The sequence below is a fragment of the Candidatus Dadabacteria bacterium genome (assembly GCA_026708565.1).
In the GTDB taxonomy this organism is placed as follows: Bacteria; Desulfobacterota_D; UBA1144; order Nemesobacterales; family Mycalebacteriaceae; genus Mycalebacterium.
This window is the reverse complement of record JAPOUR010000032.1, coordinates 52,237-77,855: the sequence shown is the minus strand read 5'-3', so window position 1 is coordinate 77,855 and position 25,619 is coordinate 52,237. Positions and strand designations below refer to the sequence as shown.

The 25,619-nt window shown below is 54.2% G+C and carries 25 protein-coding genes and 1 tRNA gene; 1 reads left to right on the top strand and 25 read right to left on the bottom strand.

The features are described 5' to 3' along the window. The 22 genes from OXF42_04200 to OXF42_04095 all read right to left on the bottom strand — a co-directional run. Positions 1-1,103, bottom strand: a 1,103-nt coding sequence (locus tag OXF42_04200) for an Hsp70 family protein (protein MCY4047295.1), incomplete at its 3' end; no start/stop codon positions are given. Between the two features lie 14 nt (positions 1,104-1,117). Beyond that, on the bottom strand, positions 1,118-1,972 hold the full coding sequence (locus OXF42_04195; protein MCY4047294.1) for an RNA polymerase factor sigma-32: 855 nt from the start codon (positions 1,970-1,972) through the stop codon (positions 1,118-1,120). Positions 1,973-2,116: 144 nt separating this feature from the next. After that, a complete protein-coding gene (sucC, locus tag OXF42_04190) occupies positions 2,117-3,277 on the bottom strand; it encodes an ADP-forming succinate--CoA ligase subunit beta (GenBank protein MCY4047293.1) in 1,161 nt (386 codons plus the stop codon). Between the two features lie 19 nt (positions 3,278-3,296). Next, positions 3,297-4,058, bottom strand: a complete 762-nt coding sequence (locus OXF42_04185) for a succinate dehydrogenase/fumarate reductase iron-sulfur subunit (GenBank protein MCY4047292.1) — start codon at positions 4,056-4,058, stop codon at positions 3,297-3,299. A gap of 55 nt (positions 4,059-4,113) precedes the next feature. Next, positions 4,114-6,024, bottom strand: a complete 1,911-nt coding sequence (locus OXF42_04180; GenBank protein MCY4047291.1) for a fumarate reductase/succinate dehydrogenase flavoprotein subunit — start codon at positions 6,022-6,024, stop codon at positions 4,114-4,116. Positions 6,025-6,030: 6 nt separating this feature from the next. Then, positions 6,031-6,705: a succinate dehydrogenase cytochrome b subunit gene (locus OXF42_04175; protein ID MCY4047290.1), complete on the bottom strand. Its 675-nt coding sequence runs from the start codon at positions 6,703-6,705 to the stop codon at positions 6,031-6,033. Between the two features lie 8 nt (positions 6,706-6,713). Beyond that, positions 6,714-7,646, bottom strand: a complete 933-nt coding sequence (gene mdh, locus OXF42_04170; protein ID MCY4047289.1) for a malate dehydrogenase — start codon at positions 7,644-7,646, stop codon at positions 6,714-6,716. Between the two features lie 17 nt (positions 7,647-7,663). Continuing rightward, positions 7,664-9,040 carry an NADP-dependent isocitrate dehydrogenase gene (gene icd, locus OXF42_04165; protein ID MCY4047288.1) on the bottom strand — a complete coding sequence of 459 codons (1,377 nt, stop codon included), beginning with the start codon at positions 9,038-9,040 and terminating at the stop codon, positions 7,664-7,666. Positions 9,041-9,145: 105 nt separating this feature from the next. Further along, the gene (locus OXF42_04160; protein ID MCY4047287.1) at positions 9,146-10,078 is read right to left on the bottom strand and encodes an ankyrin repeat domain-containing protein; all 933 of its coding nucleotides are present in this window, start codon (positions 10,076-10,078) and stop codon (positions 9,146-9,148) included. A 65-nt stretch (positions 10,079-10,143) separates the two neighbouring features. Beyond that, positions 10,144-12,798: an aconitate hydratase AcnA gene (acnA, locus tag OXF42_04155; GenBank protein ID MCY4047286.1), complete on the bottom strand. Its 2,655-nt coding sequence runs from the start codon at positions 12,796-12,798 to the stop codon at positions 10,144-10,146. Positions 12,799-12,828: 30 nt separating this feature from the next. Further along, a complete protein-coding gene (gene fabF, locus OXF42_04150) occupies positions 12,829-14,061 on the bottom strand; it encodes a beta-ketoacyl-ACP synthase II (GenBank protein MCY4047285.1) in 1,233 nt (410 codons plus the stop codon). A gap of 5 nt (positions 14,062-14,066) precedes the next feature. Next, entirely contained in the window at positions 14,067-14,315 is a 249-nt protein-coding gene (gene acpP, locus OXF42_04145) for an acyl carrier protein (GenBank protein ID MCY4047284.1), read from the bottom strand. Positions 14,316-14,362: 47 nt separating this feature from the next. Continuing rightward, positions 14,363-15,100 carry a 3-oxoacyl-[acyl-carrier-protein] reductase gene (gene fabG / locus OXF42_04140; GenBank protein MCY4047283.1) on the bottom strand — a complete coding sequence of 246 codons (738 nt, stop codon included), beginning with the start codon at positions 15,098-15,100 and terminating at the stop codon, positions 14,363-14,365. A gap of 4 nt (positions 15,101-15,104) precedes the next feature. Further along, positions 15,105-16,022 (bottom strand): ACP S-malonyltransferase, encoded by a 918-nt coding sequence (gene fabD / locus OXF42_04135; protein MCY4047282.1) that lies wholly within the window; start codon positions 16,020-16,022, stop codon positions 15,105-15,107. 40 nt (positions 16,023-16,062) lie between these two features. After that, positions 16,063-16,266: a 50S ribosomal protein L32 gene (rpmF, locus tag OXF42_04130; GenBank protein MCY4047281.1), complete on the bottom strand. Its 204-nt coding sequence runs from the start codon at positions 16,264-16,266 to the stop codon at positions 16,063-16,065. Between the two features lie 21 nt (positions 16,267-16,287). Beyond that, complete coding sequence (locus tag OXF42_04125; protein MCY4047280.1) at positions 16,288-16,797, bottom strand: DUF177 domain-containing protein; 510 nt, start codon at positions 16,795-16,797, stop codon at positions 16,288-16,290. Between the two features lie 38 nt (positions 16,798-16,835). Beyond that, complete coding sequence (locus OXF42_04120; protein ID MCY4047279.1) at positions 16,836-17,747, bottom strand: endonuclease NucS; 912 nt, start codon at positions 17,745-17,747, stop codon at positions 16,836-16,838. Continuing rightward, on the bottom strand, positions 17,741-18,592 hold the full coding sequence (locus OXF42_04115; protein ID MCY4047278.1) for an ankyrin repeat domain-containing protein: 852 nt from the start codon (positions 18,590-18,592) through the stop codon (positions 17,741-17,743). The genes OXF42_04120 and OXF42_04115 overlap by 7 nt, the downstream gene beginning before the upstream one ends. 35 nt (positions 18,593-18,627) lie before the next feature. Then, complete coding sequence (locus tag OXF42_04110; protein MCY4047277.1) at positions 18,628-19,233, bottom strand: hypothetical protein; 606 nt, start codon at positions 19,231-19,233, stop codon at positions 18,628-18,630. Beyond that, on the bottom strand, positions 19,230-20,534 hold the full coding sequence (locus OXF42_04105; GenBank protein MCY4047276.1) for an AAA family ATPase: 1,305 nt from the start codon (positions 20,532-20,534) through the stop codon (positions 19,230-19,232). The genes OXF42_04110 and OXF42_04105 overlap by 4 nt, the downstream gene beginning before the upstream one ends. A 30-nt stretch (positions 20,535-20,564) precedes the next feature. Continuing rightward, complete coding sequence (locus OXF42_04100; protein ID MCY4047275.1) at positions 20,565-21,365, bottom strand: slipin family protein; 801 nt, start codon at positions 21,363-21,365, stop codon at positions 20,565-20,567. Next, positions 21,362-22,678: a nodulation protein NfeD gene (locus OXF42_04095; GenBank protein MCY4047274.1), complete on the bottom strand. Its 1,317-nt coding sequence runs from the start codon at positions 22,676-22,678 to the stop codon at positions 21,362-21,364. The genes OXF42_04100 and OXF42_04095 overlap by 4 nt, the downstream gene beginning before the upstream one ends. A gap of 45 nt (positions 22,679-22,723) precedes the next feature. Here OXF42_04095 and OXF42_04090 point away from each other — a divergent pair, with 45 nt between their 5' ends. Then, positions 22,724-23,443 carry a hypothetical protein gene (locus OXF42_04090; protein ID MCY4047273.1) on the top strand — a complete coding sequence of 240 codons (720 nt, stop codon included), beginning with the start codon at positions 22,724-22,726 and terminating at the stop codon, positions 23,441-23,443. A gap of 11 nt (positions 23,444-23,454) precedes the next feature. Here the strand turns inward: OXF42_04090 and OXF42_04085 are convergent. The 3 genes from OXF42_04085 to OXF42_04075 all read right to left on the bottom strand — a co-directional run bounded on the left by OXF42_04085 (position 23,455) and on the right by OXF42_04075 (position 25,594). Continuing rightward, positions 23,455-23,537 (bottom strand) — tRNA-Leu (locus OXF42_04085). A gap of 28 nt (positions 23,538-23,565) precedes the next feature. Then, the gene (locus tag OXF42_04080; protein MCY4047272.1) at positions 23,566-24,795 is read right to left on the bottom strand and encodes a 2,3-bisphosphoglycerate-independent phosphoglycerate mutase; all 1,230 of its coding nucleotides are present in this window, start codon (positions 24,793-24,795) and stop codon (positions 23,566-23,568) included. 1 nt (position 24,796) lies between these two features. Further along, positions 24,797-25,594, bottom strand: coding sequence for an MBL fold metallo-hydrolase (locus OXF42_04075; protein ID MCY4047271.1), 798 nt, complete (start codon positions 25,592-25,594; stop codon positions 24,797-24,799). Positions 25,595-25,619 lie beyond the last annotated feature (25 nt).

Below are 25,619 nucleotides of genomic sequence, written 5' to 3'. Positions count from 1 at the left end.
CCCATCGCCACAACCTCGTCGGGATTTATGCCCTTGTGGGGTTCTTTGCCGAAAAATTCAGTAACGGTTTTCTGCACAAGAGGCATCCTTGTTGAGCCGCCGACCAGAAGAACTTCCGATATGTCCGAGGCTTTGAAACCGGAGTCTTCAAGGGCTTTTTTGCACGGTTCAAGAGATCCCTTTATCATCGGCTCCACCAGTTGCTCCAGTTTTGACCTTGTAATCTTCATAACCAGATGCTTGGCTCCGGAAGAGTCCGCCGTGATGAACGGGAGATTGACCTCCGTCTCAAGTTTGCTTGAGAGTTCAATTTTTGCCTTTTCAGCCGCCTCCCTGAGCCGCTGTATTGCCATCTTGTCGCCGGAGAGGTCTATGTCGCTGTCTTTTTTGAATTCCTCCGTTATGTAGGCGATGATGTGGCGGTCAAAGTCGTCTCCGCCGAGGGAGGTGTCTCCGTTGGTCGCCTTGACCTCTATAAACTTTTCGCTTATCTCAAGGACGGACACGTCAAATGTCCCCCCGCCGAGGTCGTAAACCACTATTTTCCGGTCGCCCTGATTGTCAAGCCCGTAGGCGAGCGCGGCGGCGGTCGGCTCGTTGATTATTCTCTCAACTTTGAGCCCAGCAATTTTGCCCGCGTCTTTTGTCGCCTGCCGTTGGCTGTCATTAAAATAGGCGGGAACGGTTATCACGGCTTCGGTGATTTCCGAGCCGGTGTAGCTCTCCGCCGCTTTTTTGAGTTTCATAAGCACATGGGCCGCAATTTGCGGGGGCGAGTGCTTTTTGCCTCCCGCCTCTATCCATGCGTCTCCGCCCTTGGGCGCGGAGACCACCGCGTAAGGGAGTTTGCCCACAAGGTCTTCTACCTCTTCCAGCCGCCTTCCCATAAGGCGTTTGGATGAATAAATGGTGTTTTCCGGGTTGACAACCGCCTGCCTTTTGGCGGCGGCCCCCACAAGGACGCCGTCCTCTTCGGTGAACGCGACAACCGAGGGGGTTGTGCGCTCCCCTTCCTCGTTGACTATAACTTTTGCCTCTCCGCCTTCAACGACCGAGACGACGGAATTGGTTGTTCCAAGGTCTATTCCAATTATTTTTGCCATTAAATCCTCCGTTTTCAGGTGAGTTTTTTCGCAAGCGCGACTTCGGGCGATTTTTTCAATTTAGAGATTGCCCTTTTCTCTATCTGTCTTATCCTTTCCGCTGACACGCCGAACCTTGCTCCCAGACCCTCAAGTGTTGAGGGCTTCTCCGACAGGAAACGGTCGCGGACAATTTCCCTTTCGCGTCCGCTCAGGCATTCCATCGCGCGGGCGAGTGTCTTTTTTCGTATCTCCCCGCTCTGCTCCATTTCAAGAGAGGTTTCCTGAGACGGCCCGCCGTCGGCAAGCGCCGAGAGGTGTGAAGCGGAGCGCGGGCTGTCTTCCCGCACTGCGCTGTCAAGCGAGAAGTCTCTCGCGGACATTCTCATTTCCATGGCGGATATGTCTTCGGGGCTGACTCCGAGCATCTCCGAAAGGTTGCCCGCGCCGTCCTCTCCGCCGCGGGCTTCAATCGCTCTTTTTGCCCCCGCCATCTTTTGAAAAAGTTTTCTCTCGGCGCGGCTGCCGCCTATTCTGACACTACTCCAGAAGCGCATGATGTGTTCGTGTATGTAGGCTCTTATCCACCAGACGGCGTAAGACAGAAGCCGGTAGCCGCGATGCGGGTCAAACTTTTTGACGGCTTTCATAAGGCCTATTGAGCCCTCCTGAATCAGGTCTGCGAGAGGCGCCCCGTATCTTTCATACCGGCGGGCGATTCCCACCACAAACCTCAAATTTGAGGTTACAAGCGTGTGAGCGGCCTCTATGTCGCCCGTTTCCCGATGCTTTACGGCAAGGGCAAACTCTTCTTCCCTGCTGAGCAGAGGGTGGCGCAACGCTTCCCTCATGAACACCGCAATATTTGAACTCAGAGCCAGTTCCTTCACTTGTTTTATCTCCCGAAACTCAAGATAAGCACGGCGGGGGCGATGTCAAGAAGGAAGGTCTGCTCCGGCACGGACACACACGGACGGATACGGACTGACACGGACATTCCGCCCGTCCGCGCCGGTCCACTGTGTCAGCGCGGTTTAAGAAATGGCTTCCACAACCTTTTGTGTGGCTTCCTTCATGTCCGCGCCGGTTCTGATGTCCAGACCGGACTCGGCAAGCATCTTTCTTCCGAGTTCAACATTGGTTCCCTCAAGCCGCACGACAAGCGGAACTGTTATGCCGGTCTCTTTTGCGGCGGTGATTATGCCCTCCGCTATGGTGTCGCATTTCATTATGCCGCCGAAAATGTTGACCAGAATCGCCTTGACGCTCTTGTCGCTCAATATCATCTTGAACGCTCTGGTAACCTGCTCCGCGCTCGCGCCGCCGCCCACGTCCAGAAAGTTTGCGGGCTCTCCGCCGTGGTATTTGATGATGTCCATCGTTGCCATTGCAAGGCCTGCCCCGTTGACAAGGCAGCCTATGTTGCCGTCCATCTTTACAAAACTGAGCCCGTGCTCTCTCGCTTCCACATCAACGGGGTTTTCATCGCTGGTGTCGCGCATCTCCTCAAGGGATTTGTGTCTGAACAGCGCGTTGTCATCAAGATTGATTTTGCAGTCAAGCGCAAGCAGGTCGCCCCCGGCGGTCAGTATGAGGGGGTTGATCTCCGCTATTGAGCAGTCGTTTTCCTTATACAGTCTGTAAAGCGCCGTTATAAAACCGACCGCTTTGTTTACCGTTTTCCCCTCAAGACCCAGGGCGTAGGCAATGCGTCTGCACTGGAACGGCTGTATACCGACTGAAGAGTCCACATATTCCTTGACGATTTTCTCCGGGCTTTCCTTTGCCACTTCCTCAATTTCAACTCCGCCCTCGGAACTTGCCATCACCACATCGCGCTCGCTTGAGCGATCTGACACTACGGCGAGATAAAACTCCTGCTTTATGTCCGCGGGCTCTTCTATGAGAACCTTGTTCACAACCTTTCCTTCGGGCCCCGTCTGGTGGGTTACAAGAGACATGCCGAGCATTGAAGATGTTATCTCTTCAACCTCTTCGGGGGTTTGCGCTATCTTGATCCCGCCGGCTTTGCCCCTGCCTCCGGCAAGCACCTGCGCCTTGACAACAAACTTGTCAAAGCCGAAGTCCGCCGCATGTTTGCGCGCCTCCGCGGCCGTTTGCGCCACCTTTCCCGGAGGCGCGGGCACTCCGTATTGCGCAAGCAACTGTTTTGACTGGTATTCGTGAAGGTTCATTTTTCCCTCTCCCTTTAATTTATTTGACGGCGGATTTTATCCACTCTCTTCTCATTGTCGCTATGTTGGAGACCGATATGCCTTTGGGGCATACCGCTTCACACTCGGCGTGGTTTGAGCAGTTGCCGAAACCTTCGGCGTCCATCCGGTCCACCATCCTCATCACCCTGCCCGCCGCCTCCGGCGCGCCCTGGGGCAGAATGCCCAGATGTGATATTTTTGCCGAGGTAAACAGCGAGGCGGAAGCGTTGGGACAGGCAGCCACGCACGCGCCGCAACCTATGCACTCGGCGGAATCCATTGCCTCGTCCGCCACCGTTTTTGCGACCGGAATGTCATTTGCGTTCGGCGCGCTTCCGGTGTTCACGGAGATGTAGCCGCCCGCGCGGATAATTCTGTCAAACGCGCTCCTGTCAACCATCAGGTCTTTTTGAACCGGAAAGGCGCGGGCGCGAAACGGCTCAATAAATATCGTGTCCCCGTCCTTGAAATGCCTCATGTGCAACTGGCAGACGGTTGTTCCGGGTTCGGGGCCGTGCGCCTCCCCGTTGATGGTGAAACCGCAAGTTCCGCAAATGCCTTCACGGCAGTCGCTGTCAAAGGCGATGGGGTCTTTGTTGTCTTTTATCAATCCCTCGTTGACCACATCCAGCATCTCCAGAAAAGACATATCGGGCGACACTCCCGCCGCCTCGTATTTTTCCATGCCACCCCCGGAGCGGGCGTCTTTCTGCCGCCACACCATAAGTGTCAGATTCATCGTTTTTGAGTTTTCAGCCATGGCCGGTGTCCGGGAAAACCTATATTATCCCGACGGGTTTTCAAAAAATCCGCTCCTACTTGTAACTCCTCGTTGACGGGTTCACAAACTCAAACTCCAAATCCTCTTTCTCAAGTTCCGCCGACCCGTCAGGATTGTGCCTCCACGCCGCCACATAAGAATAGTTTTTATCATCCCTCAGCGCTTCGCCGTCTTCCGTCTGATACTCCTCCCTGAAATGCCCGCCGCATGATTCCTCCCTGTTCAGCGCGTCTTTTGCCATCAGTTCGCCGAGTTCAAGAAAGTCCGCCACTCTGCCCGCCATCTCAAGGTTTTTGTTTATCATGTCCGCTCCGTCCGGAACTCTCACATTTTCGTGGAACTCCTCCCGCAGTCTGGGAATTTCCTCAAGGGCGCGGGCGAGCCCCTCTTTGCTTCTGGACATTCCCACGCAGTCCCACATGATTTTTCCAAGGTCGCGGTGGAACTCAAGAACGGTTCTGCCGCCCTTTGCGGAAAGCAGTTTGCGCGTGCTCTCCTCAATCTCCCCGGCGCTGCGGCCAAACTCCGGCGCGTCCGTGCCTACGGGCTTAAGCCCGGTCGTGGCAAAGTATTCCCCTATTGTGTAGGGAATAACGAAATAGCCGTCCGCAAGCCCCTGCATAAGCGCGCTCGCGCCGAGGCGGTTCGCCCCGTGGTCTGAGAAGTTTGCCTCTCCAAGAACAAAAAGCCCCGGAATACTGCTCATTAGGCCGTAGTCAACCCACAGCCCGCCCATGCAGTAATGAACGGCCGGATATATCTTCATCGGAACTTCGTAGGGATTTTCGTCCGTTATCTTCCGGTAAATGTCAAACAGGTTTCCGTATTTTTCCCTGATGGCGTCCCCGCCCATTCTTTCTATGGCGGAAGCAAAATCCAGATAAACCGCAAGGCCCGTTTCGCCGACCCCCCCGCCCTCGTCGCAGATTGCCTTTGCCGCCCTTGACGCCACATCCCTCGGCACCAGATTGCCGTAGGCGGGATAGCGTCTCTCAAGGTAGTAGTCTCTCTCACCTTCGGGTATGTCGCCCGGCCGCCGTGAGTCTCCCTTGTTTTTGGGAACCCACACCCTGCCGTCATTTCTAAGGCTCTCGCTCATAAGCGTCAGTTTTGACTGATGGTCTCCCGAAACCGGTATGCATGTCGGGTGTATCTGTGTGAAGCACGGATTGGCAAACAGCGCGCCCTTTTTGTGGCAGCGCCACGCGGCGGTCGCGTTTGAGTTTCTGCCGTTGGTGGAAAGATAGTAAATGTTTCCGTATCCGCCGGTCGCAAGCACGACCGCTTCGGCGGCAAACCTCTCTATGTCTCCGTTTTCAAGATTTCTGCAGACAACCCCCCGCGCTTTGCCGTCCACTACGACCAGATCAAGCATCTCCCTCATCGGGAATATGGTTACCCCCCCCTTTTCCGCCTGCCTCATAAGCGCGCCGTAAGCGCCGATGAGAAGCTGCTGCCCGGTCTGCCCGCGGGCGTAAAATGTTCTTGACACCTGAGCGCCGCCGAAAGAGCGGTTCTCAAGCATGCCGCCGTAATCCCTCGCAAACGGAACGCCCTGCGCCACGCACTGGTCTATAATCCCGGCGCTTATCTCCGCAAGCCGGTAAACATTTGCCTCGCGCGCCCTGTAATCTCCGCCCTTTATGGTGTCGTAGAAAAGACGCCACACACTGTCGCCGTCATTCTGGTAGTTCTTTGCCGCATTGATTCCTCCCTGCGCGGCGATGCTGTGCGCCCTGCGCGGAGAGTCCTGTATGCAGATTGTTGTTACTTTGTATCCGAGTTCAGCAAGGGATGCGGACGCGGACGCTCCCGCGAGCCCGCTGCCCACCACGATGACACCGAGGCCGCGCTTGTTTGCCGGGTTGACCAGAGGAACGCCGGACTTGTATTTAGTCCATTTCTCTCCAAGCCCGCCCTCGGGAATCTTTGCGTCAAGAGACAATTCCTTTTACCCTCCGCGCCCCGCAAAGTATATCCACAACGGTATCAACAGAAATCCGGCGGACAGAATGACCGCGACCATATAGCCCGCCGCAGTTGCAAGCGGCATGTATTTTTTCTTTATGGCGCCCAGAGACTGAAAGGCGCTCCAGTATCCGTGGCGCAGGTGAAGCCCGAGGAAAATCATCACGGCGGTGTAAAGAAGAACGTTCAGCGGATTTTCAAAGAATTCGTACACCACCGCATAAAGGTCTCTTGAGGCCACCCCGTTAATCTCGGTCACATAGCCCTCGGCTATTCCGGGGCCGAAGCGGAAAGATATAACGTGCCACACTACGAACGCGCCGAGAATAATTCCGCTGTAAATCATATTTCTTGACGCTACGGGCTTTGTTGCGGATGCCCTGCCTTTTGCCTGCGCGGCGTATCCCTCGTTGCGCGCTTTTCTGTTGGCCCTTGTAATGATGATTGAACTCGCTATGTGCGCCGCGAACAGCAACAGCAACGCTATCTCAATTGCCGTGAGAAGCCATCCGAGGTCATGAAGCGTTTTCGCGTAGGAGTTGAAGGGGCCGGGGTCGGAACTGAAGAGCGTCAGGTTGCCGAGGAGATGAACCACCAGAAAAAGCACAAGGCCGATTCCGGTAAGGGCATTGAGAATCTTTTTCGCAACTGACGGCAATTTTCCAATCAAAGCGCGTCTATTTTGTCGCACAACTCCTTCACCCTTGAGGATGACAGGCGCAACTCTTCCGCTTCGCGCGCAGTGAGTTCTATCTCAACTATCTCTTCCGCTCCCCCGGCCCCCAATTTTACGGGAAGCCCCGTAAAGATGCCGTCAATGCCGTAAACGCCTTCGGCGAGAACACAACACGGCAGTATCTGTTTTTTGTCCTTTATTATTGCCTCGGCCATCTGCGCCGCCGCCGCTCCGGGCGCGTAGAAAGCGCTTCCGGTTTTCAAAAGCCCGACTATTTCCGCCCCGCCCTTGCGCGTCCGCTCCACAAGCGCGTCTATTCTGTCTTGCGGCAAAATGTCCGTGAGGGGTATGCCGGAAACCGTCGTGTAGCGGGCAAGCGGCACCATGTCGTCTCCGTGTCCGCCGAGAACAAAGGCGTCTATGTTTTCAACCGAAACATTAAGTTCCGAGGCAATGAACGCCTTGAAGCGCGCGGAGTCAAGAACACCCGCCATTCCGATGACCCGCTCCTTCGGAAATCCGCTTGTTTTGTAAGCGGCGTAAACCATTGCGTCAAGGGGGTTGGTTACCAGTATCAACACCGCATCCGGTGACAGTTTTGCGGCGCGTCCCGCGACATCCTGAACTATTTTTGTATTTGTGGCGAGCAGGTCGTCCCTGCTCATTCCGGGTTTCCGGGGAATGCCGGAGGTGATGATTACAACATCGGAACCCGCCGTCTCCTCATATTCATTGCTTCCGGCAACTTCAGCATTGAGACCGAGCACGGCGCACATCTGCCGCAGGTCAAGCGCCTTGCCCTGAGGCATGCCCTCAACAATGTCAACTATCACCACATCGCCGATCTCCATCTCGGCGACGCGCAGGGCGGCGGTCGCCCCCACATTGCCGCCGCCTATGATGGATACTTTTGCTCTTGCCATTGCACCGCAGGGTTTCTTCAGCCCATGTTGTCAACTATGGCGGCGCCGAACTCGCTGCATTTGAGAAGGGTCGCGCCGTCCATGAGGCGTTCAAAATCGTAGGTTACGGTTTTGTTTCCGATTGCCGTTGCCATGCCGTTCTCAATCAGGTCCGCGGCCTCGTTCCATCCCATGTGGCGGAACATCATTACTCCGGAGAGAATTACAGAACTCGGATTCACTTTGTCCTGACCGGCATATTTCGGCGCGGTTCCGTGTGTTGCCTCAAAGATGCCGTGCCCGGTTTCATAGTTTATGTTTGCGCCGGGAGCGATTCCTATTCCGCCCACCTGAGCGGCGAGCGCATCGGAAAGATAGTCGCCGTTAAGGTTCATGGTCGCTATCACGTCAAACTCTTTGGCGCGGGTGAGAACCTGCTGGAGCGTTATGTCCGCAATGGCGTCTTTAACCAGAAGTTTCTCGCGGTACTTCCCGTTTCCGTGCGAGGGGTAAATTGATTTGACGACCTCCTCAACCTCGCCCAGCAACTCGGCCTTCTGGGAGTCTGTCATCATGTCGTATCCGGGGTCTATCTTCTTCGCGTTGTCTTCCACGCTTATCCCGGAGTCTCTGTCCTTGTTGTCAAGAATCCAGCTTTCTCTCTCGGTTACGGTCCGGTCTCTGAACTCGGAGGTCGCCACTTCAAAGCCCCAGTCTTTGAATGCTCCCTCGGTGAATTTCATTATGTTGCCCTTGTGGACAAAACAGACACTCCGGCGGTTGTGCTCCAAAGCGTAGCGGATTGCCGCCCTTACCAGACGCGAAGTTCCCTCCTGAGAGACCGGCTTGATGCCTATTCCCGAAGTTTTCGGAAAGCGAATCTTCTCCACCTTCATTTCTTCGCGGAGGTATTTGATTATCTTCTTCGCCTCCGGCGTTCCGGACTTCCATTCAATTCCCGCATAGATATCTTCGGAGTTCTCGCGGAAGATAACCATGTCAACATCCTGAGGGCGTTTTACCGGACTGGGGACACCCTCATACCACTTTACGGGGCGCAGGCAGACATACAGGTCAAGTATCTGCCTGAGGGCGACGTTGAGGCTTCTTATGCCTCCCCCGATGGGGGTTGTCAGCGGGCCTTTGATGCCCACCAGATATTTTCTGAATCCTTCAAGAGTTTCCTCCGGAAGCCAGTTTCCGGTTTCGTTAAACGCCTTCTCACCGGCGAGAACCTCAAGCCAGTCAATTTTTCTTTTTCCGCCGTATGCTTTCTCCACGGCGGAGTCAAACACATGTTGGGACGACCTCCAGATGTCGGGCCCGGTTCCGTCTCCCTCTATGAAGGGGATTACCGGATTGTCCGGAACCTGAAGTTTTCCCTCTTTGATGGTTATCTGCTTTCCTTCGGGCATGGCTTTTTTTCTCCTTGTCATTTCAACGGGTTTAAGAAACCTGTCTCTTTAAGACAGCACAAGATAATAATTTGTCAGATTTTGTTGTCAAACGACCGGGTCTCTTCAATAGTCAAGTTGCTTGAGTTCCCAGTAGGCTTTTGTGTCTTTCAGGTGTTCGTTTTCCAGAAGAAGTTCTATGGGCTTCTTACCGTTTTTGTCCGTCTTGTTTGTGTTTGCTCCGTTCTTGATGAGTTCTATCACCACTTCGGGATTCTTGTTGTTCCATGCGGCTTTGATTAGAGATGTTCTGCCGTCAAGCCCGGTTGCATTGACATCCGCCCCCGCCTCTACAAGGGTGACTATGACCTCCTTCCTTTCATTGTTCCATGAGGCTTTCATCAGGGCAGTTTCGCCTACTGAATCAACCGCTCTTACATTCGCGCCCTGTTCTATGAGGGTTTTGACAACTTGCTCGGTGTTTTCCCACGCCGCAAACATAAGGGGCGTTTCCCTGTCGGGCGTCAAGGCATTCACTCTTGCGCCCTTGTCTATGAGAAAGCGAAGAATCTCCGGATTTGAGTTGTGGCGCGCCGCCACCATGAGGGGGGTCATACCGCTCTTGTTTCTTCCGTTGATGTCCGCGCCGTTTTTCACGAGGGACTCAAACGCGCGCAAATCCGTCCTCACAATTGCAGCCAACATAAGCGGAGAATAGCCGTCTCTGTTTCTTCCGTTGACATCCGCGCCGTTCTTGATGGCCTTTTCTATGTCCCTGTTGTTGGCACTCCGGATGAATGCCTTGTCGGTAAGGCTGTTCTTTGTTTCGCTACTTCCGACCAAGAAAAACAAGGCAATGCCACCGCCGAGACACGCTGCAATCACGGCAAGGTATCTGAAAAACACCGTCTTCGGTTGCTGTTTTTCATCAGCCCACCACCGCCTTGGAAACGGGTCAAAATGGCCTCCGTTCCCTTTATTCCTGCTTCTATGTCCGGGAGACTCCCCGCCCGACAACGGGTCAAAACGGTCTCCAACTCCTTTATTTCTTCTCCACATCACCAACTACAATTACCTAAGAATACCCACTGTAACAAATAAATACCCGCTCTGCAAGCAAAATATCATTCAACCATCTGCTTCAGAACAGTTTGGAGAATACCGCTGTTTTTATAATATCCCACTTCAACCGGGCTGTCCAGACGGCAGATTGCCTTGAACCTTTTCTCTTCCCCGCCGCCCGTCGCTGTAATCTCCATCTCCGCTCCGGGCGCAAGCCCTCCGTCCGGGGCTTGGACGGAGAAGGTTTCAAAACCCGTAAGCCCTATGGTCTTGGCGTTTTCCCCCTCTCTGAACTGTAGCGGCAGGACGCCCATGCCCACCAGATTGCTGCGGTGAATCCTCTCGTAACTCTCGGCTATTACGTATTTGACCCCCAGCAGAGCGGTTCCCTTGGCCGCCCAGTCCCGCGAGCTTCCCGTTCCGTATTCTTTGCCCGCTATGATGAGCAACGGAGTTTCCTCTTCCATATACCTCATCGCGGCGTCATAAATGGGCATAGTCTCGCCCGAAGGCGCGTGAACGGTCACGCCGCCTTCGGTTTGCGGAACCATAAGGTTTCTTATCCGTATGTTGGCAAACGTCCCCCTCATCATCACCTCGTGGTTTCCGCGCCGGGAGCCGAAACTGTTGAAGTCTTTGACATCCACGCCTTTTGATATCAGGTATTTGCCCGCGGGCCCGTCCGGCTGTATAACCCCGGCGGGCGAGATGTGGTCTGTCGTTACGGAATCTCCCAGAACGGCGAGAGCCCTTGCGCCGGAGCACCCGGACGGTCTTCCCCCGCCGGATAGAAAATTGTCAAAGAAAGGCGGGTTTTGAATATAGGTGGACTGCTCGTCCCACTCGTATATGGGGCTTTGCGGCGTGGGCAGCGCCGACCACATTTCGTCTCCCTCAAAAACCTCCGAATACCGGCTCTTGAACATCTCCGGGGTGATGACGTTTGAAACGGTCTCTTTTATCTCGTCCTGAGACGGCCATATGTCTTTCAGGTAAACATCCCCTCCGTCCGCGCCCCGCCCTATGGGGGATGAGAGAATGTCCGTGTCCACAGTTCCCGCAAGCGCGAAAGCAACCACAAGCGGGGGCGATGCAAGGTAGGAGAATTTGACCAGCGGGTGGATTCTTCCCTGAAAGTTTCTGTTTCCGCTGAGCACGGCCGCGCAAGTCAGGTTTGCGCTCCTGATGCCTTCCTCAACCTCTTTTGGAAGCGGGCCGCTGTTGCCGATGCAGGTTGTGCAGCCGTATCCCACAAGGTTGAAACCCAGTGCCTCCAGAGGCTCAAGCAATCCCGCTCCGGAAAGGTAATCCGTAACAACGCGCGAACCCGGAGCGAGGCTTGTCTTCACATACGGGCGGACTGAAAGGCCCTTCTCCACCGCCTTGCGCGCGAGCAGTCCGGCCGCCACCATGACGGACGGGTTTGATGTGTTGGTGCAACTTGTGATGGCGGCTATGGCAACTGAGCCGTCGCCAATCTCATGGCTGCTTCCGCCCATGTTTACAACCGCCGCTTCATCCGTTCCGCCGTCGGCTTTCTCAGCAAGACTTTTTTCATACGACTGTTTCAAGTTTGCAAGGGGAACCCTGTCTTGAGGTCTGTCCGGCCCGGCAACCGAGGGTTCAACCGCCGAAAGGTCAAGTTCAAGCGTGTCCGTGTATTCCGGTTCATGCCCGGCGCGCCTGAACAGCCCCTGCTCTTCGGAGTATTTCTCAATGAGTTCAGTTTTTTCACCCCTGCCGGTTGCGCTTATATAGCGGAGGGTTTCGGAATCCACCGGGAAAAATCCCATGGTTGCGCCGTATTCCGGAGCCATGTTCGCTATGGTCGCCCTGTCTGAAAGCGCAAGGCCGTCCAGCCCGTCTCCGTAGAATTCCACAAATTTGCCGACCACGCCCTTTTTCCTGAGCATCTCCGTCACCGTGAGGACAACATCGGTGGCGGTTATCCCCTCGCCCGCGCGCCCCTTTATCTTGAAGCCCACAACTTCGGGCATCACCATATAAAGCGGTTGCCCCAACATGCACGCCTCTGCCTCTATTCCGCCCACGCCCCAGCCTAAAACGCCGAGGCCGTTTATCATGGTTGTGTGGGAATCCGTGCCGACAAGGGTGTCGGGATACGCCACTCCTTCCGATGACACGACCACATCTGCCAGACACTCAAGGTTGACCTGATGCACTATGCCCGTGCCGGGCGGCACCACTCTGAAGTTGTCAAACGAGTTTTGAGCCCACTTTAGAAACCTGTAGCGTTCGCTGTTTCGCTTGTATTCAATCTCAACATTTTTTGAAAAAGAGTCTTTTCCCGAGAAGTGGTCAACCTGTATGGAGTGGTCTATAACGAGGTCAACGGGAACAACGGGATTTATGCGCGAATAGTCCGCCCCGGGAATTTGACGGACGGCGGCGCGCATTGACGCAAGGTCCGCCACGCACGGAACGCCCGTGAAATCCTGAAGGATGACCCTTGCGGGTTTGTAGGGGATTTCCCGCCCGCTCTTTCCGCCCTTCCAGTCCGCAAGGGCGAGCACATGCTCTGCGGTAACGGTCTTGCCGTCTATATTTCTGAGGGCGTTTTCAAGAAGTATCCTGATGGAGAACGGGAGGGCCGTCATGTCCTTTCCGAGTTCTCCGGCAAGTTTGCTCAGGGAGTAAACCGAGTATTTTTTACCGCCCGCTTCAATTCCGGTCAGAGTATTAAAGTTATCCTGCATTGTTCCGTCTGGTTTTTTTTTTGGCGGGTTTTATTCTACACGACCCAGAGCTATTACGGAGTTTGTGCCGCCAAAGCCGTAGGTGTTTGAGATGGCGGTTTTCAGTTTTCCGCCCCGCGCTTCGTTGGGCACATAGTCAAGGTCGCATTCGGGGTCTTTTGTCCCCTGATTGATTGTCGGCGGTATGACGGAGTTCTTTATCGCCAGAGCGGTCAGGCACGCCTCAACGGTTCCGGCCGCTCCGAGCATGTGCCCGGTCATTGACTTGGTTGAACTGACCGGAATTTTGTGCGCCCTTTCTCCGAACACCTCTTTGACGGCGGCGGTCTCATTGGCGTCGTTAAGTTTTGTTGAAGTGCCGTGGGCGTTGATGTAGTCAATATCTTCGGGGTTCAGGCCGGAGTTTTCAAGAGCCATGCGCATGCACCGGACGGGGCCGTCAAGGGAGGGCGCGGTGATGTGATGCGCGTCTCCGCTCATTCCCGCTCCCAGCACTTCGGCGTATATATCCGCCCCGCGCGCTTTCGCCCGCTCAAACTCTTCAAGGATTACTATCCCCGCCCCCTCGGAGAGGATGAAGCCGTCTCTGTCCATATCAAACGGCCTTGAGGCCGCTTCGGGCTCATCGTTTCTGGTGGACAGCGCCTTGATCACATTGAAGCCCGCCACTGTGAGGGAAACCAGAGGGGCTTCGCTCCCGCCGGCTATCATCGCGTCCGCATCGCCGTTCTTTATCAGCATTGCCGCAAGCGAAAGCGAATGCCCGCTTGCCGCGCATGCGGTTGTGGTGCTGCAGTTGGGCCCGCGCGCGTTGAACTTTATGGAGATATAGCCCGCAGCCATGTTTGTTACAACATTGGGAATGAAAAACGGCGAAACTCTGGAGGGCCCCTTTTTGTCAAGAGTCCGCACCATGTCGCAGTAGGTTATCGTCCCGCCGATGCCCGACGCCACAATAACCCCCAGCCTCGGAGAGAGTTCATCGGTTACCTCAATGCCCGAATCTTCAAGGGCAAGGCGGGTGGCGGCAACGGCGTAATGGATAAAGGGGTCATCCCTGCGGGCTTCTTTCTCGGTCATGAAATCCCCGGCGTTGAAACCCTTCAACTCGCCCGCTATGCGGGTTTTATGCCCCGAAACGTCAAATCTGGTTATAGGCCCGATGCCGCTCCTGCCGGAGCAGACGCCTTCCCATGTTTCTTTGTTTCCTATACCGAGAGGAGTTATGAGACCGAGTCCGGTGATAACGACCCTGCGAGCCATCCGCTTCAGTTCTCCTTGCTGATGAAGTCAATCGCGTCCTGAACGGTGGCTATCTTCTCCACATCTTCATCAAGAATCTCAATGCCGAACTCATCCTCTATGGACATTACAAGTTCCACGAGGTCAAGGGAGTCGGCTCCGAGGTCGTCAATGAATGACATTTCAAGTTCAATTTCATCGGCTGATTTGCCGAATTGCTGGGCAATCATGCTTTTGATTTTGCCCGCCATTTCCGTTTCTTTTTCTTGAGACATTGTTAACCCTCCTGATTTGGTTTTGTCTGTTATATCCCTTTTTCCGCCTAAATGTAAAGACCGCCGTTTACCCTTATGACCTCTCCGGTGATGTATGACGCCTTTTCGGACGCCAGAAAGATGACCGCTCCGGAGATGTCTTCCACTGTTCCGTATCTGCCAAGCGGTATGGATTCAAGGTAGGCGCTTTTCATCTCTTCCGGTATGGGGGCGGTTATGTCGGTCTCCACAAACCCCGGGCTGACGGCGTTCACGGTTACCCCGCGCGAGGCGAACTCCTTTGCCGCCGACCGCGTGAACCCTATTATACCGGCCTTTGCCGAGGAGTAGTTTATCTGCCCCGGATTGCCCATCTCCCCGACAACGGAAGTGATGTTTATTATCCTTCCGTATCTCTTTTTAAGCATGCTTCTCACAACCGCTTTTGTGCAGTTGAATATGCCCTTGAGGTTGGTGTCAACAACCGCGTCCCAGTCTTTCTCCGCCATTCTGACAAAAAGTTTGTCTCTGGTAATGCCGGCGTTGTTGACCACTATGTCAATTCCCCTTTTGTTCACAACCGGGGAGAGCGCTTTTTCCGTTGCCCCGTAGTCTGAAACATCAAACTTCAACACCTCTCCGCTGCCCCCGCTTTTTTCAATTGCTTCAAGGGTTTCGTTTGCCGCATCCGGGCTTGAGTGGTAGTTGACTATCACATGGCATCCCTCGGTTGCAAGGTCTGTTGCGGTCTGTCTTCCTATCCCCCTTGACCCTCCGGTAACAAGCGCCGTTTTGTTTTCCAGCATAGCGCTAAATCCTATTTAACTGTTCCGCCATTTCAAGATTGAGGGTTTCCGCCCCCGCCGCCGTTCTTCTTATGAGTCCGCACAGCGCCCTGCCGGGCCCTATTTCAATAAATCTGTCCGTCCCTTTCTCCGCCATTCGTGAAACCGATTCCGTCCACCTGACCGGATTTGTTATCTGGTCAAGCAGAATCCCTTTCACCTTTGCGGGGTCTGAATTCTCTTTCGCGTGAAGGTTTGTTACAACCGGAATTTCAACATCTCCTATGGCGACGCCTTCCAGAAAACCGGCGAGTTTTTCCGCCGCCGGTTTCATAAGCGGGCAGTGGAACGGCGCGCTGACTTTCAGGGGAATCGCCCTTTTCGCCCCGCGCTCAAGGGCGGTTGCGGATGTTCTTTCCACCGCGCCCGCCACTCCGGATATTACTGTCTGTTCCGGTGAGTTGTAGTTTGCCGGCCACACGCCCCCGCCGTCTTCGGAGCATTCTTTGCATATGTTCCCGACCTCTTCCCTTCCGAGCCCTATGATTGCGGCCATCGCTCCGTCTCCCGCCGCAACCGTCTCCTGCATAAACCGGCCTCTTTCCCTCACCGTCCGCACCGCGTCCGCAAAATCAATTGCGCCCGCGCACACAAGCGCGGAATACTCTCCGAGGCTGTGTCCCGCCACAAAGCCGGGCTTTATATCCTTTTCACTCCGCAACACGGCAAGCGCCGCGATGCTCACGGTCAGTATGGCGGGCTGGGCGTTGAAGGTCAGGCTGAGGGTCTGCTCATCGGAGTCAAAGCACAGCGCTTTCATATCGCCTGATATGGCGTCGCCCGCCTCTTCAAAGACGGCGCGCGCCTCGGCAAAGTTGTCGCACAGGTCTTTTCCCATGCCGACACTTTGCGAACCTTGTCCGGGGAAAACAAACGATGTCATCTGGTCTTTTCTTCAGGCCGTCCGCGCGGCGCCGGGGGTTTCATTCGTCCCCGTCATCCTCCGCTTCTCCGGTTTCTCTCATGTAGGTTTTCCCCTTGTAGTAGCCGCAGTGGGGGCAGGCTCTGTGGGGGTGCATCTTCTCGTTGCATTCGGGGCACATGGAACTGGCGGGCACGGCCGCTTTGTAGTGCGTTCTTCTCTTCCTTGATTTTGATGTTGATGTTTTTCTTTTTGGAACCGCCATTGTTTTTTCTCCTTGCCGCTTTCAGGCCGTCCGGGCGTCTTTCAGCGCGCCGAGGCGCGGGTCAGTCCGGTCGCTTGCGCAATCGCAGAAACCTTCATTCAAGTTTGCCCCGCATCCGGCGCAAAGTCCTTTGCACTCGCTCCGGCACACCACTCTCTGCGGCATTGCCATTGCCACATGTTCCCTCATATCGTCCGAGATGTCTATGACGTTTCCGCCGCCGGGCATGGGCAGAAAGGACTCTATCGGGCTGCGCACCCGTTCTTTTGCAGAGCCGAGGCATCTTGAGCAGCGCGACACAACCTCAAACGACACTTCGCCGCAGACATGCAGTTGTGCGCCGATCTTCTCAACGCCCGCGCTGAAAAGAATGCGGGAGCCGAGGGTTGTTTCCCCGCTGCCGTCCGCCATTTCTTCTATATTGGTCAGCCACCCGGCGCTTTTTGACACTTCAAAAAGCAGTCGTTCCGACCCTATTTCGTTCTGACTGAAAACCATTTCGGGCACCGCAAATCCGGTATTTGCGCGCATTATAAACAGTGGCGGGAGTTTTTCCAAATCGGCGGAACTCACTCAACTCTGCTCATTTGAACGGCCTTATAGTCAACCTTGTAGGTGTAGAAGTCAACATTAGATGCTTCTGACAAAGCCCGTTCCATCTTCTTGTCTTTTTCTGTGGCTACTATGGCTCCCCGCACTTTCTGGCCGTTCTTTGCCACTTTGTCTTTGACAAAGCCCATGTAACGCTGGCATTGTGCGACAACGGTATCGGGGGCTTTGCCCACTTTCAGTTCAATGACAAGAAAAGTTTCCTTGTCATTGCTTATGGCAAGAATATCAATCCGCTCTCTCAGGTCCGTGGGGTATTGCTTGCCGCTTCGCCCTTCCGTGTCTTTGTAAATGTCAAAAGCATTGCCAAAGATAGTGTGGTACCAATGCGAACAAATAAAGTTTTCTAACTCCGCTTCTGTGGAGAAAGAAACTTTATGGGCATCCGGGCTCTGAACTTTTATATTGGTTTCTCTTGCTTCCCCTACTTTTGCCCCTGCCTTCGCTTCCTCTACTCTCGCCCCTGCCTTCAGCAGTTGCGCCGTTACTTTATGGCGTCTTTTTCCTGTTGCTACTCTAAGGGCTGTTCTGCCATATGTATCCTTTGCTTCTATGTCTGCCTTCGCTTTCAGTAACTCCGCCGTTGCTTGAGAGCACCCGTATTCTGCTGCGATTATAAGGGCTGTCTTGCCCTCATTATCCTTTGCTTCTGTGTCTGCCCCTGCTTTCAGCAGTTCCGCCAGATTACTTGTTTCAAATCTTGCCGCAATCATCAGAGGTGTCCACCTACGCATCTCTCTCCTTGCTTCTGTATCTGCTCCCGCTTTCAACAGTAACCCCATTGCTTGAGAGTGCTCGTATTCTGTTGCGATTATAAGAGCCGTCCTGCCTCGGTTATCTTTTGCTTCTATGTTTGCCCCTGTTTTCAGCAATTCTCGTATCTTGTTGGTATCGCCTTTTTGGTAGCCTTTATTAGGGTGGTCTTGCTACTTATATTGGTTTTTCTTGTTTTCTCCCAGAGGTCTCTTGCTTCCCGAAGGGCTGTTGCTTTGTGAAGTTTTCTGCCATTTTCACCTTTTGCCGCTCCTGCTTTCAGTAGTTCCGCCGTTACTTTATGATGTTCGTTTCCTACTGCTACTATAAGGGCTGTTCCGCCATATTTATCTTTTGCTTCTATGTCTGCTCCCGCTTCCAGTAGCTCCGCCGTTGTTTGAGAGTGCCCGTTTTCTGCTGCGATTATAAGAGCCGTCTTACCCTCATTATCCTTTGCTTCTGTATTTGCCCCTGCTTTCAGTAGTTCAGCCACCCTACCTGTTCCGCTTCTTGCCGCCGCAATCATCAGAGATGTCCGTCTGCGCTTCTTTGCTCTTGCCTCTGTATCCGCTCCTGCTTTCAACAGTAACCCCATTGCTTGAGAGCGCTCATATTCTGTTGCGATTATAAGAGCCGTCCTGCCCTCATTATCTTTTGCTTCTGTGTTTGCCCCTGCTTTCAGTAGTTCAGCCACCCTACCTGTTCCGCTTCTTGCCGCCGCAATCATCAGAGATGTCCGTCTGCGCTTCTTTGCTCTTGCCTCTGTATCCGCTCCTGCTTTCAACAGTAACCCCATTGCTTGAGAGCGCTCATATTCTGTTGCGATTATAAGAGCCGTCCTACCCTCATTATCCTTTGCTTCTATGTTTGCCCCTGCTTTCAGCAATTTCCGTATCTTATTGGTATCGCCTTCTTTTGCAGCCCTTATCAGGGCGGTCCTGCCGCCTTTGGTTTCTGTTTTCATGTTTGTTTCCTCTCAACTCCAATACGGGTGGTTGGTTAGCCGTTATCTTTCAGCAACCCCTGCCGTTTAGCCTCCGACCAAACAAAGGGAGATATGCGTTTCAAGTAATCGCTGTCGTAGTGTCCCTCACGGCAATCTTGGTAATGTTGCTCCCTCATCTCCCGATATTTATCATTGTTCAATCTGAGCTTATCTATAGTCGCTTGAATCCCCTCTCTTTGGTCAGGCGGTAGTGCCTTATTGGAGTAGATATGCCCGATTAAAAATTCAAGATCAAGATGAAAACAGTTGTTCTTTATTTCAAACGGGTCTAATACATCATCAGAGTTGCCTTTGAGACTATTTATTTCTGAGCATGAAAGACGATAGTTGCTCCATTCGTATGCAAGGTCGGGTCGTCTCGATTTTGCTAAGAAGTGATCCACAGAAGGGTATTCTCCTTCAACTTCTTCAATCTGTACGGCGAGGTAAGCGCAATGGTCTTTATAACTTGAACGCAAATCATCCAGACAATCTTTCCAGTAGCGAGGGAATTTATTGCTGGGCGGTAGAGTCTGGTGTTTGTTCATCCAAGCATGACCTTTTTGCCTAACCCTGCTATTGAATGTATCAGGCTCCGGTCGCAACTTGACATGAATCATCGTAGCCACCCTCTTTTTTCGCCCTCAAAACGCCACCGTGCCCATAAGGGGTCGGTACTTGACAAGACTTTTCTCAGGCGCTTATCTAACTTTTTTGCTTCTTCTTTACTGAAATTTTCATTGCTCAAAGCAAAGGAGGCTTCTTCCAGTACTTTTTTGATTTCATCAGAGCCGTAAGCGGACTCCAAATCAAAGGCTGCGCTTGTCAGCCAATGAGCAACATTACCTTGCCTTACAAAGGGCCGAGGGGTTAGAACGACTTCATTGTCTTTAAGGTCAAGGTCAAACCAAGCATCCTTCTCGTTGTCAAACAGCGTTTCCACCGAGGCCATAACCAAGGGTGAATGAGTTGCTACTATCAGTTGCACAGGGACGGATTCTGTTAGAGTTTCCATAACCTTTAGAAGGGACGGGATTACCATGCGTTGCCATTTCGGATGGAGGTGTGCCTCAACTTCATCAACCAGAAAGACCACACCTTTTTCCGGTTCATCTTCATCTCCCTGCAATTTCTTGGCTTTGACATGTTCTTCCCAGCACCAGACCAGAAAGTAAGCCAGAGAAATAATCCGGCGCATTCCCGCAGACGCATGGACTACGGCGACATCCTGACCGTAAGGCATTTTCAATGTCGGCATGTCTCGCACATCATCCAAACTGATGCGTGTCAACTCGCCGGGAGTAATCTTTTCCTCAGTGGACGGTGACAAAACCTCCAGCACATCCTTTAAGGACTGGAAAGCTTGTCCTTTTTCTTTTTGCCAGCCAGCCCAATCGCGAATCAGTCCGTTGCAAAGCCAAGAACCGTCTTTGCGTTGCAATCCATCCCATACCTCTTTGGGGCTGAACACATAAGCAACCGGACGTTCTCCGTTCCCGGTTTGTGCTGTCCAGTAATTTCTGGCGGGGTCCCAAACTGCAAAACTACCGTCGGCCAAGGCATAAAACACCAATCCGGGGTTTGGGGGTCTCCCTTTTGGAGCAGGCCAACTTGGAGCAGACCAACTTTGGATTTCCGGTTCATAAGTGCTGGTATGTGGTTTTGTGTTCGTAGAGAATGCGGAGAAGGAATAACTGATTTCAGATTTCTGTTTCTTCTCAGTAGGCAACGCCACCCTGCCCGATGTCAGATTCGTGTTTAACTCCGCTGGCCATATGCGGGTCATCGCCCACCATGCTATATCCAGCAGAAAACTCTTGCCTAATCCATTATCCCCCGTGAGCAGGTTCAGTCTGTCGCCAAACTCCAACTCCATAGCCGGAGCTGGTCCCACATTGCTCATCTTGAGATGTTTAATCATAACAACGCGAAACAGTCTTACACTGCTCTATCACTCCGGCGCTTTGAAAGGGTCTTTCCCGCTCACCGCTTTTTGAATCGGAGCGCCGCCCGCGGCTCTTTCCGCAAACGGCTTCAGTATGTCAATCGGAAGCGGCAGAATGATGGTTGAATTGTGCTCGCCCGATATGTCCGACATTGCCTGCAAATACCTCAACTGAAGAGACACGGGATTTTTTGAAAGAACCTCGGACGCCTCGGATATTTTCTGCGACGCCTGAAACTCTCCCTCCGCGCTTATTATTCGCGCCCTTCTCTCCCTCTCCGCTTCGGCTTGCTGAGCCATCGCCCGCTGCATCTCCTGAGGCAGGTCAACATGCTTGACCTCCACAAGAGTAACCTTGATTCCCCAGTCATCCGTTTGAGAATCCAGAATCTCCTGCAACTTCATATTGAGCTCCTCCCTTTCGGTCAGCAACTCATCCAACTCAACCTGCCCCAGCACACTCCGCAGTGTTGTCTGCGCAAGTTGGGACGTGGCGTAATAGTAATTCTCAACCTTCACTATGGTGTTTATCGGGTTGACGACCCTGAAATAAAGAACGGCGTTCACCTTCACTGAAACATTGTCTTTGGTGATGACATCCTGAGGCGGAACATCCATCGCGATTACGCGAAGGCTTATCTTTGTCATCTTATCTATGAAGGGGATTATCCAGACAAACCCCGGCCCCTTGATGCCGACCACGCGGCCAAGACGCATAACCACCCCCCGCTCATACTCTTTGAGTATCTTTGCCCCCATAAACAGGAGCAAAGCCCCTATCGCCGCAAGTAAAAAAGGTGTGCTCATTGTTTTCCTCCGCTCTTTTGAGTTTTGCGCTCCACTTTCAACTTCAGCCCGTCCGCCTTGCCGCTGACCTTTACACGGTCGCCCTTTGACAAGGGAGGCCCCGCGCTTTCCGCCTTCCAGTATTCGCCGCCCACTTGCACTATACCCCCGCCCTGTTGCCAGTCAACAACAACCCCCTCTCTTCCGCCCGCCGGAACGGTCTCTCCAAGGTAGGGGACTTTTGGCGAGCGTGCCGCCGCCACCACCACAAAGCCGAGAATAGCGGCAAAAGTTCCGCCGACCGCCGCGAGAGTTCTGAAATTCACGCTCAGGCCGCCCGTCTGCGCCGGATCAAAAAGCAGAACGCCCCCGGCGATTAAAGACACCGTTCCCGCAAGTGCGAGAAGCCCGTAACTGGTTACGAAAAACTCGGCCATCATCAGAGCCGCCCCCACCACTATGAGCCCAAGCCCCGCATAACTGAAAGGAAGCACTTGAAGCGAGGCGAAGGCAAGCATAAGCGATATGATTCCCACCACGCCGGGGAAAATGCTTCCGGGGTTGTATATCTCCATCAAAATCCCCAGCGAGCCGAGGGAGAGAAGCAGGTATGCAATGTCGGGCGAGCCGAGAATGTTGCCCATGCGCTGGCGCGCGGTCATTCGGTGAGTGATGATTGTCGCCCCTGAAGTTGACAGTTTTCGCGTCTTCTCCCCGATGCTGACTTTTGTTCCGTCAATCATCTCAAGCAGAGCCGCCGCATCCGGCGCGGAAAAGTCGGCTATGTTGTTTTTCACCGCGTATTTCCATGTTACCGATGAACTTTCCTTTACCGCCTTGACAGCCCACTTTGAGTTGCGCCCCCGCTCGCGCGCTATGCTCTCTATGTATGAGGAAGCGAAGTTGACAACCTTCTCCCCGCCTTTGCCCTCCACCTCCTTGCCCGACCCGGCGACCGGGTGGGCTGCTCCCACGCTTGTGCCCGGAGCCATCGCCGCTATGTGGGAGGCGAGAAATATGAACGCCCCCGCAGAAGTTGCCGTGGCCCCGGCGGGGGAAACGTAAGCCACCACCGGCACGGGAGAGTTCAGAATGCTTTTGACAATTTCCTTTGTTGAGTTGAGCAACCCGCCCGGAGTGTCTATAACCAGCAGGACGGCTTCGGCTTTTTGCTCTTCCGCCGCCGCTATGGCGGTTTGTATGAAGTCCGCCGAGAACGGATTCACCGTTCCGTCAAGAGGAACTGAAAGCACGATTTTTTCAGGCAATCCGCCGTCAGTCGCCGAACCGGCGGGAATCGCCCACGCCAGAGCCGCGCATAAAAACGCAATCAATGTCTTGCCTCTCATCCCTTCAAAAAGTATGATAACCGCCGCGCTATGAATGACAACAACACAAACGGCGACGCAGACGCTCTCCCGTCCGCCGCTCCGCAAAGCCTTCTTGACAGAGTTCGCAACACAAGCGGCCTTCTGCTTGCCGCGCTTGCCCTGATACCGGTGGCGGCGTTTGTCGCCTATGCGGTTTTTTCAAGCGCGAGGGAGAAGACCCTGATGGAGGCGGGCGGCCAAATGGAGGCCGCGCTTCTTGCTTATGAAAGCGGCGACATGGACGGCTCTCTGGAAATCCTCGGTGAGGTAAGAGAGCGGTTTGAAGGCGTAAAAACCGCCCGGACCGCCGAGTATTACGAGGGCGCTATACTTTTTGCAAAAGAAGAGGATGAACTCTCTCTTGAACGCATGAGCGGGTTTCTTTCAGATTCACAGGACAAAATTTTGAGGCGCGAGGCGCTTTTTATGGCGGGTTTTTCCAGTTTTCGTCTGGAGAGATGGATTGACGCCATAAGGTATTTGGAGGAGTTGTTCGTGGAAAGCCCGGCTCACCGCAGGAGGGTTTTGCCCATTCTTGCGACCGCTTACGGAAAAAACGGCGACAAGGAAAGAGCCGACCAACTGCTCAGACAGTTTGCCACGACACTGCCTGACCCGGCGGCGGAGGAGATAGAAGAAGTGTCGGAAGTTTCGCCTGAAACATCGGAAGATGTTCCGCAAACACCGGAACAGGAAACACCGGAGACTCCTCAGGAAACAACAAATTAATTTTGCGGATTTGCCGAAGGGGGGACTCGAACCCCCACGCCACAAGGGCACTACCCCCTCAAGATAGCGCGTCTGCCAATTCCGCCACTTCGGCTGGGCAACGCAATAATATCACAAAGACATCAGGCTCCAAATTTCGCAAGCCGTCCGGCGTGCGCGAGAGCGAGGGGCATTATCTCAACCGACCGCACAATTCCGAGTTCGCCGTCCCGGCAGCGGATTTCATCAAAGCCGCGCGTCCCGCCTATGCTGAAGCGCGATTTTATCAACAGCGGAACGGGATGCCAGCTGTGGGATGACATCAGCGCGGGTGTTGAGTGGTCTCCGGTGATTACCAGAACATCGGGCTTTGCCGCAAGAAGGCGCGGCAGCATTTTGTCAAACTCCTCTATGGCGGCGGCCTTCTTTTTGAAGTCGCCGTCCTCGCCGTGCCTGTCCGTGGATTTTATGTGCGCGTAAACAAAATCAAAATCCCCCGCAACACTCGCGGCGCGTTCAACCGCACTTTGTATGCCGCCGTCTTCCGGGTCTTTTATTTCCATTCCTAAAATGCCGCCCGCAACTCCGCGATACATGGGATATGAGGCGACGCACGCGGCGCGCAGCCCGTAGGTTTTCCCGAACGGGCTGAGGTCCGGCGGTGTGGAGAATCCCCGGAGCAGAACGCAGTTTGCCTTTTTTTCCCCTTTTAGTATTTCCCGCGCCTTTGCGCCGAAAATCCCCGCCGCGCGCGCGGCGGCCACTGTTGCGGGTTTTCTTGAAGCGGTTTTCGGAGTCAGGTCAACGGCCGCCCCCTCCTTTTGGGGGTCGGTGTCTTTGATTTCCCCTCCGTCCGGCACGGGGCGCGGAAAACTGAACACCGCGACAAACCTGTGCTCAAGCCCCGGGTATATCCTGACGCGCGCGTTTCCCGCTTTCTTTATGCCGCCCGACAGTTTTTCCGCAAGAGCGGCGGCGCTTTTTGTTGATATTCTTCCCGCCCTTCTGTCGGTTACAATCAGTTTGCCGCCCCGCTCCCCGGCGGTGGCGAAGTTGCCTCTTGCCACAAGGTCGTTTTTCCCGATTTTAATTCCAAGCCCCGCCGCTTCCACCACGCCTCTTCCCATCCCGCACTCAAGCGGGTCGTAGCCGAAAAGCCCCAGATGGGCGGCTCCGCTTCCGGGCGTTATCCCCCGCGCGACCGGCAGGTGAAATCCGCACGAAGCGGAGCGAGCCAGACGGTCAAGGTTGGGAGTCTTTGCGCTTTGAAGTTCGGTCTTCCCTTTTACCGGCAGGCCGCCAAGGCCGTCAAGAACGCACATCACAATTTTGGAATCCGATTTAACGGAAAGTTTTTCCACAAGGGAACGCATATCAGGCAACCGTCTTCACCTCCGCGCCCGTAATTTCAAAAACCGCTCCGTCCCTTGCGGGCTCAACATTTTCAGGAAGCGTTTTTTTCAGTTCAAAATAGTCAAGGTCGCAACTCATGTGCGTCAGCGCCGCCCTCCGGGGCGACAGGGATTCTATCCGGTTTAATGTTTCCTCAATGTTGAAATGGGACGGGTGCGGCTTGTAGCGGAGCGCGCTGATTATGAGGAGGTCAAGGCCCCTCAGTTTTTCCATGGATTCGGGCGGAATTCCGTTGCAGTCCGTTATGTAGGCGAGCCCCCCTATCCGGTAGCCCAGAATGTTCCACTTGCCGTGCCTGATATCCAGCGGGATGATCCGGACACCGCCAAGGGAAAAATCGCCCGTTATCTCGTTCAGCCGGAGGTTGGGCCTCTCATCGGCCGCTTTTGCGTCTCCGAATATGTAGTTGAAATTGTTTCTCAGCCGCGCGGCGGTGTCGGGGTTTGCGTAACAGTCTATCGCGTCTTTTCCGAAACGGGTGAAGGGCTTGAGATCGTCTATGCCGTTTGTGTGGTCGGCGTGGGAGTGGGTGAAAAGCACCGCGCTTATGCGCGACAGGCCGCAGCGCAGCGCCTGCGCCCTCAAATCGGTTGATGTGTCTATGAGGATGTTCAGCCCGCCGGTTTCCACAAGAATGGAACTGCGGGTGCGGTTGTTTTCCGGCGCGCCGCCGCCGCATACGGCGCAGTCGCACCCCACAACCGGAACGCCCGTTGAGGTGGCGCATCCGAGAACAGTCGCTTTGATTGTCTGATTCAAAACATCCCGCGCGCAAATGCCCGCG